Consider the following 10276-nt stretch of genomic DNA (forward strand, 5'->3'; position numbering starts at 1 on the left):
TTTCAGGTGCTCCGGTGTGTCGCCGGCGGGGCGGGGAGCGCCACTGTCCCGGAGGCCGCGAGGGCTTCGAGGATGTCGTCGGCGGGGCCCTCGTCGGCGTCGTAGGCGTAGCGCACGTGGTGCAGGTCGGCGTGGAGGGTGGCGGAGGTGACGGCCCGCTCCCGGCCGGCGCGGCGCGGGCGGCCGAAGGGCAGGTCGCCGGTGTCGGCCCAGCGCAGCCGGCCGTCCCCGTCGAGGTAGCTGCGGGTGCGGCCCCGGTTGTCGGGGTGGAGGCAGTAGGGGATGTCGAGGTAGCCCTTGGCGAACGCCTCGAAGAGCGCGGTGCCCAGGTCGGGGTGGAGGTCGCGGACGGCGTGGACGATCGCCGCCGCCTCCCGGTACACCTCGTTGTCGGCGTCGGCCGCGGTGTCCTGGCCGCCGGTGCGGGCGCGGACGGTGTCGGCGGCGGCCGCGGCGAACTCCAGGGCGGCGATGTTCTCCTCGACGGTGGGTATGCGCATGGATTCGGCGACGGTCTTCACGATGAGCCGCTCGGCGCCGGAGCGCACGGCGAGTTCGGCCGCCGCGGCCAGCATCCGGTAGGCGCCGCGCGGCGTGACCGGGTACAGGCCCATGTAGGCGTAGATGACCACGTGCCAGGTGGGGCCGGGCAGCAGTTCGGTACAGAGCCGGCGCAGCGCGGCGACGGCCTCCAGGTCCTGGGCCGGGCTGGTCTGCTGCGCGTAGCTGACGGAGACGCTGCGCACGCCGTGCTGGTGGAAGAAGAGCGCCTCCAGTACGGAGACGGCGACCAGCATGCTCGGCGGGCACAGCTGTCCGAGCAGGCAGCCGCCGAAGGACTCCAGGTGCGGTTCGGCGCCGCGGTCGCGCAGGGTGGCGAAGTGCCGGGTGCCTGCCGTCCAGTTCCGTACGGACTGTGCCAGCGGGGTGCGGCCGTAGGGCAGGCAGTACGAGACCGGGCCGCCCTCGCTGGCGCTGAGGCCGAGCCCGGTCATCGACTCGAAGATGTGCTGCGGCACGGCCGAGCCGTGCCGGACCTGGACGGGGAAGTCGGGGCCGCGCAGCCCGGCCAGCATGCGGGCGGTGACCTCGGGCGGGTGAGTGGTCAACGGGTAGCCGTTCAGCGGCCGGCCCTCGGCGAGGGCGGTGGCGAGCGCCGCCTCGTCCCGCAGCCGGGTGTAGCTGTCGAGTGTCAGGGTGCCGACGGTGGTGGCGTCGGCGGCCTTGGTGGCGGCGAGCCCGGCGCGCATCGCCGCGGGGCTCATGAGGCCCATGCGCGGCTGCACCACCAGGGCATTGGCGCGGGCCCGGCGGCGGACGAACGCGTCGAAGTCGACCGCCCCGACGGCGGGGAGCGGATCCTCGGTCACGGCGCGCTCGACACTCCCGCCAGCTCGGCCCGGACCGGCTCCCGGCGGCCGTACGCCCGCTGGGTGCCGGGCCGTTCGCCGGAGAGGAGGTAGCGGCGCAGGTCGGCGGCGGCCGCGTCGAAGAAGACCGCGTCGAAGCCGGCCTCCAGGAGCGCGGTGGAGCCCTGTGCGCGGTCGGCCGCCTCGCCGCCGACGCCCAGCTTGCCGCCGATGATCATCGAGAGTTCGGCGAGTTCGGGCCTGGCCCGCACCCGGGGTGCGATCCGCAGGCCGTCGGCGTAGCCGTGTCCGTTGACGCTGCTGATGACGACCAGTTCGGGCCGGTGGCGCAGGCACTCCTCGACCAGCAGTTCCTCGGGTACGCAGGGGCCGAGGTTGACCACCTCGAACCCGCACTCCTCCAGCAGGAGTTGCAGCAGGACCAGGTTCCAGGTGTGCGAGTCGGAGGGGACGGTGCCGAGCACGACGGTGCCGCCGGGGGCGGCCGGGCCGTGCGTGGTGCGCCGCGCGGGGGCGGTCATCGGGTGGCCTCGGCGGGCTGCAGGTAGGCGCGCCGGTAGTCGAGGCGGGAGGCCGATACGACCTCGCCGCCGCGCACCGCCACCTCGACCGGTGCGGGCCGTCCGAGGAAGGCGAGGAGGCTGGCGCTGACGCCGTAGGCGCCGACGTTGGGCACGCTCAGCACGTCGCCCGGCGCGAGGTCGGCGACCTGGACGTCGCGGCCCAGGATGTCGCCCGGGGTGCACAGCGGGCCGGCCAGGGTCGCGGTGCCGGTGGCGGGGCCGCCCTCGGGCCGGACGCTGGTGGGCAGCAGGCGTCCCAGGCCGGACATGCCGCCGAAGATGTTGATCCCGCCGTCCAGGACGGCGAACGTGCGGCCCCGGCTGACCTTCAGGTTGGTGACGCCGAGCAGCAGGGTCCCCGCGCAGGCCACCAGGAAGCGGCCGGACTCGAACGCGATGCGCGGCGAGCCCTCCCGCCATTGCGGCAGGTGGATGTCCAGGGCGGTGGTGAGTTCGCTCGCCAGCTTGGGGTAGCGGGCCCGGCCGCCGGGCACGCCGTAGGGCGCGGAGAAGCCGCCGCCCAGATCGAGCAGGGAGAGGGGGATCTGCAGCTCCGCGGCCAGTCCGGTCGCCTGTTCCAGGGTGTTGTGGAACTCGGTGATCAGGCCTTCCTCGTCGGCCGCGTTGCTCAGCGGGAAGTAGTGCAGGCCGGCCAGGCGTACGCCTTGCTCGCCCGCCAGTTCGCGCACGGAGTGGGGCAGGTCTTCGACGTCGAAGCCGAACTGGGAGGGTTTGCCGGTCATCCGCACGCCGGTGCCCGCGGCGGCCGAGGCGCTGTTGACGCGCAGCACGCAGTCGGCGACCAGGCCCAGGGCGACGGCGGCGGCGCCGACGCGCCGTACGTCGGTGACGGAGTCGGTGGAGAAGGTGCGCACGCCGGCCGCCAGGGCCCGGGTCAGTTCCTCGGTGGTCTTGCCGGGCCCGGTGTAGAGGCAGTCGGCGGGGTCGAAGCCGGCTTCGAGGGCGACGGCCAGCTCGCCGCTGGAGGAGATCTCGGCGCGGCAGCCTTCCGTGCCGTCGGTGGTCTCGCGCAGCGCGCGGGCGACGTCGGGGTGCGGGTTGGCCTTGAGCGCGTAGTAGAGGGCGCTGCCCTCGGGCAGGCCGGCGCGCAGCTCGTCGCGGGCGGCCGCCACCTCGTCGAGGTCGAAGACGTACAGGGGGGTTCCGAAGCGTTCGGCCAGCTCGGCGTGGCGGGGCTCGGCGGTCACAGGTTCTCCTCCTTCAGGAGCGCGGCGATCTCCCGGTGCGCGATCTTGCCGTGGGCGGTCAGCGGGAGCTGCGGGACGACGCGGCACAGCGCGGGCACCTTGGCGGGCTCCAGGCGTGCGGCCAGCTCCCGCAGGACGGCGTGGGGTTCCGTCTCGCCCTCCACCACGATCGCCAGGTCCGTGCCGTCGGCGGGGGGTACGACGCAGGCCGCCCGCACGCCGGGCACGTCGGTGGCGGCGGCCTCGATCTCGACGGTGCTCATGCGGATGCCGCGGCGTTTGAACATGTCGTCGCGCCGGCCCTGGAAGTAGAGGTAGCCGTCCTCGTCCAGCCAGCCGTAGTCGCCGGTGTGCAGCCGGGGTTCGCCGGTGTCGGGGTCGGGCCTGAAGACACGCGCGCTCTGCTCGGGCGCGCGCCAGTAGCCGGGCATGACGTGCGGTCCGGCGGCGACGATCTCACCGACCTCGCCGGCGGGGACCTCCTTGCCCGCGTCGTCGAGGATCAGGACCCGGGTGCCGGGCAGCGGCACGCCGACGGAGTCGGGGCGTTCGGTGTCCTGCTCGGGCGGCATGACGGTGACCCGCTTGCACTCGGTCTGCCCGTACTGGCGCACCACCCGCACGCCGGGGAACAGCTCGCGCAGGGCGCGGATGGTGGCGGCCGGCAGGGCGGCGCCGGTGTTGGTGAAGAGCCGTACGGCGGGCAGCCGGTCGCGGGCGCGGCTGCCGAGCGCGACGATCATCTGGGCCAGGGACGGCACGATCGGCACCACGGTGGCGCCGGTCTCGCTCATTCGGCGCAGCAGCGTCAGGTCGGACTCCTCGTCGGCCAGGACCAGTTCGCAGCGGCCGAGGCAGGCGAGGAGCACCTTGTACAGGCCGTAGTCCCAGGAGATCGGGAAGCGGCAGAACACCACGTCGTCGGGCCGGTAGCGCAGCACGGCGGCGATGGCGCGCGCGGCGAAGACCATGTGGGAGTGGTGGGACATGACGGCCTTGGGGGTGGCCGTGGAGCCGGAGGTGTAGACGAGGACGGCGAGGTCGTCGGGGCCGACCGCGGCCGGTGGCGGCCCGGCCGGGGAGCGCCGCGCCAGTTCGTCGGTCTCGCGCCACACGTCGTCCTGGTCGCGCACCGGTGCCTCGGTGACCTCCCGGAGGCGGGCGAGGCCCGGTCCTGCGCCGATGACGAGCTTGGGCTCGGCATTGGCTAGCACGGATCTGAGGTGGAACGGCTTCATGCCGGGGTTGAGGGGCACGAAGACGACGCCGCGGGCGAGGGTGCCGTAGAGCATCGCGACCAGCTCGCGGCGGCTGGGGGCCTGGACGACGAGGCGGTCGCCGCGGCGCACGCCCTGCGCGTCGAGCCAGGCGCCGAACTGCCGGCTCCGTTCGGCCAGCTGCCGGTAGGTCCAGCCGCCGTTGGCGTCCCGCACCGCCGGTGCGTCCACCGCCGTCAGCAGGGCCTCGTCGAGGAAGTCGTGCACGCGCTCGGTGCCGGGGGCCAGCACCTGGGGGGCGTCGTCCGACTTCGCGAGTCCCTCCATGATCTGCCTCGCCTCTCCACCGGTGGCTCGAAATCCCCGGTGATCTCTTGGGAGTTGGGGTGTGGGTCTGTGCTGCGAAGCCGCCGTTCGAAGGCCCGCTGCTCGGGCACCCTAGGGACGGCGCCGGTGGCGGCCACACCCCTAGCCACCCCTAGGCGGGGCGGCGCCTGTTGGCTCGTTCGCGCGGGGTCGGGGGCCGCTCGCCCGGGGGTGCGGCGGGTTAGGGGCTGCTAAGGGTTCCCCGGATCCGCCGCTCGGGCTGCCATGGAGCCGCAAGGTTTTCCGCGGGTTCCCGGCCGGGGCCGGGCTCCGCCCGGCGGGTTCGGCCGACGGTTCTACGACAGGGAGTGCACATGTGGAATGAGCAGTTCGAGACGATCGTGCGGGGGCACCTGCCCTTTCTCGGCGACGACGAGGAGCTCGCCGAGGAGGCGTCGCTGCGCGACCTCGGCCTGGACTCGCTGGGCACCGTGGAGCTCCTGAGCGCTCTGGAGAACGCGTACGACCTGCGGTTCGTGGACGACGCCCTGACCCTGGAGACGTTCGCCACCCCGGCCCGGCTGTGGTCGACGCTCGACGAGCTGCGCGGGGCGAGCGCCTGACCGCAGCGCGGACAGCACGGGCGACGGGCCGCCTGCCGGCATGGGGATCATGTCGGCAGGCGGCCCGTCGCAGATGTACGAGGGGGAGGTCAGCCGGCGATCTCCTTGAGGAAGCCGGCGAGCACCGCGCGGAAGCGTGCGGGCTGCTCCAGGTGCGGGACGTGGCTGGCGTCCTCGACGATCTCCCAGCGGGTGTCCGGGATGCGGTCGTGGAAGGGCCGCATGGTGGCCGGTGTCGCCTCGTCGTGCTCGCCGGCCAGGAGCAGCGTGGGGGCCGTGATGTCGGGGCAGACCTCGGTGACGCCCCAGTCGCGCAGGGTGCCGATGACGTGGAATTCGTTGGGGCCGTTCATCGCGTAGTAGACGGTGGGGTCGTTGTAGATCTCGTAGAAGGAGGCCATGAAGTCGCGCGGCCAGGGGTCCATCCGGCAGACGTGGCGCTCGTAGAAGGGCCGCATGGCGGCGGTGTACTCGGCGCTGTCGGTGGTGCCCGCGGCCTCGTGGCGGAGCAGGGTTTCGTTGACGCCGTCCGGGAGTTGCTCGCGCAGTCTGCCGACCTCGGCGAGCCACAGGGGGTAGGACGCCGGTGAGCTGACGATCGCCAGGCCGCGCAGTCCGGCGGGGCGGGACGCCGCGTGCTGGGCGCCGAGCAGGCCGCCCCAGGAGTGGCCGAGCAGCAGGTAGTCGTCGGCGATGCCCAGCTTGGTGAGCAGGTTGTCCAGTTCGTCGAGGAAGAGCTGGACGGTCCAGAACTCCGCGTCCTGGTCCGGGAGGTGGGTGGAGCCGCCGTTGCCCAGCTGGTCGTAGTGGACGACGGGCCAGCCGTCCTCGGCCAGGTCGGCGAGGGCGAGCAGGTAGTCGTGGGTGCTGCCGGGCCCGCCGTGCACCACGACCAGCGGGGGCCGTCCGCAGTCGAGGTCACCGGTGATGCGGTACCAGGTGTGCCACTCGCGGAACTCCACCGTTCCACGGGCGCTCGCAGGGGGAGCCATCTGCCGGGTCACCTCGGTCTCTTCCGGTTGCGGTGTGGGCATCGGCTGCCTTCGCCCAGGTCACGGCGGGCCGGGGCGCCCGCGGAGAGCTCGCAGCCTGCCGCTGTCGCCCCGGGCGCCGCACCCCCTAACTCACCCCTATCCGCCCGCTCCCTCAGGCCGCGCGGGTGGCGACGTAGACGCCGCGGTCGGCGCGTCCCACGGGCAGCAGCCGCGGCGTCAGCCCCACGGCGGTGAACGCCTCCTCGTACTCCTGGCCGGAGAAGAGCGCCAGGTCCTCGCGGTCCACGAAGTGCCGCACTCCCCCGCTCTCCGGCTCGGAGACCAGGTAGTGCATGTCGACGACCGTCCGGTCGCCCTCGGTGCGCCACTGGCCCATCCGGGAGATGGTCACGCCGTCCCGTTCCACGAAGGCGTGGGCGAGCTGTCCGCCCTGCCAGCGTTCCCGGAGGATCCACGGCTCCACGATCAGCACCCCGGTGGGCGTGAGGTGGTGGGCCATGGTGGCGATGGCGGCCCGCAGGTCGGGCACGCCGTCTAGGTAGCCGACGGCGCTGTACATGGAGCAGATGACGTCGTACGAGCGGCCGAGGTCGAACTTCCGCATGTCCGCCAGGTGCAGCGGGACCTCGGCGGGCAGCTTCTCGCGCGCCCGGACCAGCATCGGCTCGGACAGGTCGAGGCCGGTCACCTCGAACTCGCCGTGCAGCCGGCCCAGGTGCTCGCCGGTGCCGCAGCCGACGTCGAGCAGGGTGGTGGCACCGGGGGCGTGTTCCCTGGCGAGGTCGGCGATCAGTTGGGCGTGGGCAGCGTAGTCGTACAGAGTGCAGTAGACGCGGTCATACACTTCGGCGAACTGGTTGTCGTACACGACGGACGCCTTTCGGGGGTGGGGGCGGGGGCTGAAGGGCTGTGCTGGGGACGGGGGTTGAGGACCTGGGGTGGGGACGGGGGTTGACGGCTGGGGTGGCGGCCGGGGGTCAGCCGGTCGCCGCTCGGACGGTGCCGTTGCCCGCGTGGATGCGTTGCAGTTCGGCGCGGCCGGAGAGCTGGAGCTTGCGGTAGATGCGGGTCAGGTGCTGTTCGACGGTGCTGATGGTGATGAAGAGCTTCCGGGAGATCTCCCGGTTGGTGACGCCGACCGCGGCCAGTTGGGCGACCCGCTGCTCGGCCTCGCTGAGCTGCGCCGCCTCCCAGCCGGACCATGCGGGCAGGGTGGCCGGCTCCGGGCCGCCCACCGTGCTGGACTCGGGCAGCAGGGTCCGGGCGACGCGCTCGGCGCCGCAGCGGATGGCGCCGCGCCAGGCCATCTCGCCCACGGCGCGGGCGCTCTGGGAGTCCCCCACGTCCTGGTGGGCCAGGCTGAGGTCGACCAGGACCAGGAACTGCTGGTGCAGGTCGCTGCCGTCGGAGAGCAGCTCGGCCGCTTCGGTCAGGACGCCGAGCCTGCGGTGGCGGTCCACCACCTGCGCGTAGACCCGCAGGGCGGCGCCCCGCACGCGGGGGTGCCGGCCGCGGGGGTGGCCCAGCTGCTTCTCCAGGAGCCGGCGGGCCTCGGCGCGGTCGCCCTGCGCGAGCACGACCTCGGCGAGGCCGGTCCGCCACGGGGCGAGCGAGGGGATGTCCATCTCCCAGCGGGTCAGGAGCTCGCCGCAGCGCAGGAAGTCGCGGTGTGCCGCCTGGTACTGGCCACCGGCCAGGCGGTAGCGGGCCCGGGCGTGCAGGTAGGCGACGCCGTGCAGCGTTTCGAACATGTTCTGCGGCACGATCCAGGACAAGTACTCCTCGGCCTGGTCGAGTTCGCCGCGGGCGGTGTGTGCCGCCACCAGGACGCTCAGCGGCAGGCCCAGCGCCACGCCCCAAGCGCGCGGCGCCAGGTGCTTGAGCGCGGTGGTGGCATACCGCTCGGCGGCGATCAGGTCGCCCCTGCGCCGCATGGTCTCGGCGCGGACGGCCTGCGGGACGCCTCCCAGTGAGCCGATGCCGGGGCCGCCGGACTCGGCGAGGACGCGGGTGGCGCACTGCTCGGCGCGGGAGAGTTCGTCGACGCACACCAGCGCCTGCAGGACGGTGGCGACCGCGTCGCCCCTGGCGAACCGGTCGGTGCCGATGCTCTCGCTGAGCGCGGCCACATCGCTGGGGCCGTGTTCGCTGAACGCGCCGCGCAGCGCCCTGAGATGACGCAGCAGCACGGGGTCGTCGATCTCGGCGAGCCGGTCGAGCAGCGCCGGATCGGCGTCCTCGATCCGCCGGCGCAGCGCCGGGTAGCTGATCAGCGCCCAGCCGAGGAAGGCGCGCAGCTCGGCTCTGCGTTCGGATGTCGTGGCGCGTATCGCCACGTCGACCAGCATGTCGGCGGCCTGGTCGATCCGGCCGTGCCACAGGAAGATCGTCAGCAGGGTGACGATGTCCTCGTCGGGGACCTTACCCATCCGCTGGAGCACGTGGCACTGGTCCAGGTACCGGATGACGCGCGCCGGGTTGAGCCGCCACTGGGCCCAGATCAGCTGGGTGATGACGCGGCCCTTCTCCGTGTCGTCCAGCGGGCCGCGCATCACCAGGGCCAGGCACCGGACGGCGAAGGGCCAGTCGCCCTGGGCGACGGCCTCCCTGGCGGAGTCCCTCAGCACGGAGGTGGTCCACGCCGCCGCGGTGATGTCCGAGGCGACCAGGTGCCGGGCGACCAGGGAGCTGCTGTAGCCCTCGGCCTCCAGGATGGCCGCCACCTGGTAGTGCTGGGCGGGGAGCTCCGTCAACTCGGGGTCTTCCAGGAGGGTTTCGGCGGCCCGCGGGTGGCGGAACCGCACGTCCCGGACCCCGGCGCCGTGCAGGATGCCTGCCTCCTGGAGCGAGCGCAGTTGCTCGGTGACCAGCTCGGGGTCGGTTTTGAGGAGCTGTGCGAGCAGGTCGACGCTGGCCTCGGCGCCCAGCAGCGCGATGCCGCGGGCGACGGCCAGGATCTCGGGGCCGCTGCGGTGGAGCGAGGCGAAGACGGACAGCGCGGAGACGCGGCCCGCCCTCAGGCTCATCGCTTCGAGCGGGGCGGCCTCGCCCAGCGTCGAGGCGGAGTCGGCGCGCCATTCCTCGATCAGAGCGCGCAGCACCAACGGGTTGCCGCCGCTGACGCGATAGCAGTCGTCGGTCATCCGCTCGGCGGCCTCGGCGCCGAGGTCGTGGTCGATGACCTCGCGCACGCCGTCCCGGGAGAGCGGTCCGAGCCGGAGCTGGGAATAGTGCGGCTCGCGCATCAACTCGGCGCAGAACAGCGGAATGACCAAATGGGATCGGTCGGGAACCACCAGGACCACCACGACGGGCGCGGTGCGGGCGAGGCGGATCAGGTACAGGATTCCGGCCAGCGATTCGGGGTCGCTGTGCTGCAGATCGTCGACGACGGCAAGCACGGGGGTCTGCCGTGACAGGCGCGCGATGTCTTCGGCGATCTGCTTGCCGTCGTTCTCCGGGTCCGACCACGGGGCGATGGGCCAGGACACCACCGGCCTTCCCTCGGCATTTTCGAGTTCCTTGGCCAGTTGGGACAGCATGTCCATGGGGCGTTGCTTTCCCGTACGAGTGGCGTGCGCACACAGCACGACCAGCTCGGACTCGCCTTTTAAAGACTCGATCAGGGAATGCGTGAGTTCGGTTTTTCCCACCGCGACAGGTCCGGAGACTACCGCGACGCTGCCACGCCCTTTCCGGGCGGTTTGAACAAGCTCCTGCAGTTCAGAAAGTGCATGTGAACGTTCGCTCAGAATCACTTCTTCCCCCTTTCATGGCTGCCAGAGCCCGGGGGAGCAAAACGCCCTCACTTATGGGGACAGGAGTCCCCGCATGGACGAATTGACACCACGCAGCGACGCGTGACCCCCGTGTCGACCCTGACTTCGCGCACACGTCTGATCTTGCTCCGTGTACACGCGTCTACTATAGACATACATGGCCTCGACTTGACCACCCCTTTAAGGAGTTTCGTATTGCACCATTCTTACGTCGA

At 72.5% G+C, this 10276-nt stretch carries 8 protein-coding genes; 1 reads left to right on the top strand and 7 read right to left on the bottom strand.

The annotated features are described in order from the left end of the window. Positions 1 to 2: 2 nt before the first annotated feature. From ACZ56E_RS38040 to ACZ56E_RS38055, 4 genes are read right to left on the bottom strand one after another with little or no spacing between them, the layout of a single operon-like run. Entirely contained in the window at positions 3 to 1370 is a 1368-nt protein-coding gene (locus tag ACZ56E_RS38040; protein WP_471221568.1) for a methylaspartate mutase, read from the bottom strand. Continuing rightward, complete coding sequence (locus ACZ56E_RS38045; protein ID WP_471221569.1) at positions 1367 to 1891, bottom strand: cobalamin-dependent protein; 525 nt, start codon at positions 1889 to 1891, stop codon at positions 1367 to 1369. Before ACZ56E_RS38045 ends, ACZ56E_RS38040 begins: the two co-directional genes overlap by 4 nt. Further along, positions 1888 to 3141, bottom strand: coding sequence for a type III PLP-dependent enzyme domain-containing protein (locus ACZ56E_RS38050; RefSeq protein WP_471221571.1), 1254 nt, complete (start codon positions 3139 to 3141; stop codon positions 1888 to 1890). Before ACZ56E_RS38050 ends, ACZ56E_RS38045 begins: the two co-directional genes overlap by 4 nt. Next, complete coding sequence (locus tag ACZ56E_RS38055) at positions 3138 to 4685, bottom strand: AMP-binding protein (RefSeq protein WP_471221573.1); 1548 nt, start codon at positions 4683 to 4685, stop codon at positions 3138 to 3140. Before ACZ56E_RS38055 ends, ACZ56E_RS38050 begins: the two co-directional genes overlap by 4 nt. 353 nt (positions 4686 to 5038) lie before the next feature. Between ACZ56E_RS38055 and ACZ56E_RS38060 the strand changes: the two genes are divergently transcribed. Beyond that, on the top strand, positions 5039 to 5287 hold the full coding sequence (locus tag ACZ56E_RS38060) for a phosphopantetheine-binding protein (RefSeq protein WP_471221575.1): 249 nt from the start codon (positions 5039 to 5041) through the stop codon (positions 5285 to 5287). An 89-nt stretch (positions 5288 to 5376) separates the two neighbouring features. Here ACZ56E_RS38060 and ACZ56E_RS38065 read toward each other — a convergent pair whose 3' ends face one another. From ACZ56E_RS38065 to ACZ56E_RS38075, 3 genes are all read right to left on the bottom strand, one after another. After that, positions 5377 to 6279 (bottom strand): proline iminopeptidase-family hydrolase, encoded by a 903-nt coding sequence (locus ACZ56E_RS38065; RefSeq protein WP_471221682.1) that lies wholly within the window; start codon positions 6277 to 6279, stop codon positions 5377 to 5379. A 154-nt stretch (positions 6280 to 6433) separates the two neighbouring features. Continuing rightward, entirely contained in the window at positions 6434 to 7150 is a 717-nt protein-coding gene (locus tag ACZ56E_RS38070; RefSeq protein ID WP_471221577.1) for a class I SAM-dependent DNA methyltransferase, read from the bottom strand. A gap of 109 nt (positions 7151 to 7259) precedes the next feature. Beyond that, positions 7260 to 10040 carry a helix-turn-helix transcriptional regulator gene (locus ACZ56E_RS38075; RefSeq protein ID WP_471221579.1) on the bottom strand — a complete coding sequence of 927 codons (2781 nt, stop codon included), beginning with the start codon at positions 10038 to 10040 and terminating at the stop codon, positions 7260 to 7262. Between the last annotated feature and the right edge of the window lie 236 nt (positions 10041 to 10276).

It is taken from the genome of Streptomyces sp. NPDC039480, assembly GCF_055597165.1.

What these genes read in the sequence shown, in the direction of transcription:
- ACZ56E_RS38045 (WP_471221569.1), bottom strand. Translation starts at nt 1,891, where the DNA reads ATGACCGCCCCCGCGCGGCGCACCACGCACGGCCCGGCCGCCCCCGGC.
- ACZ56E_RS38055 (WP_471221573.1), bottom strand. Translation starts at nt 4,685, where the DNA reads ATGGAGGGACTCGCGAAGTCGGACGACGCCCCCCAGGTGCTGGCCCCC.
- ACZ56E_RS38060 (WP_471221575.1), top strand. Translation starts at nt 5,039, where the DNA reads ATGTGGAATGAGCAGTTCGAGACGATCGTGCGGGGGCACCTGCCCTTT.
- ACZ56E_RS38065 (WP_471221682.1), bottom strand. Translation starts at nt 6,279, where the DNA reads ATGGCTCCCCCTGCGAGCGCCCGTGGAACGGTGGAGTTCCGCGAGTGG.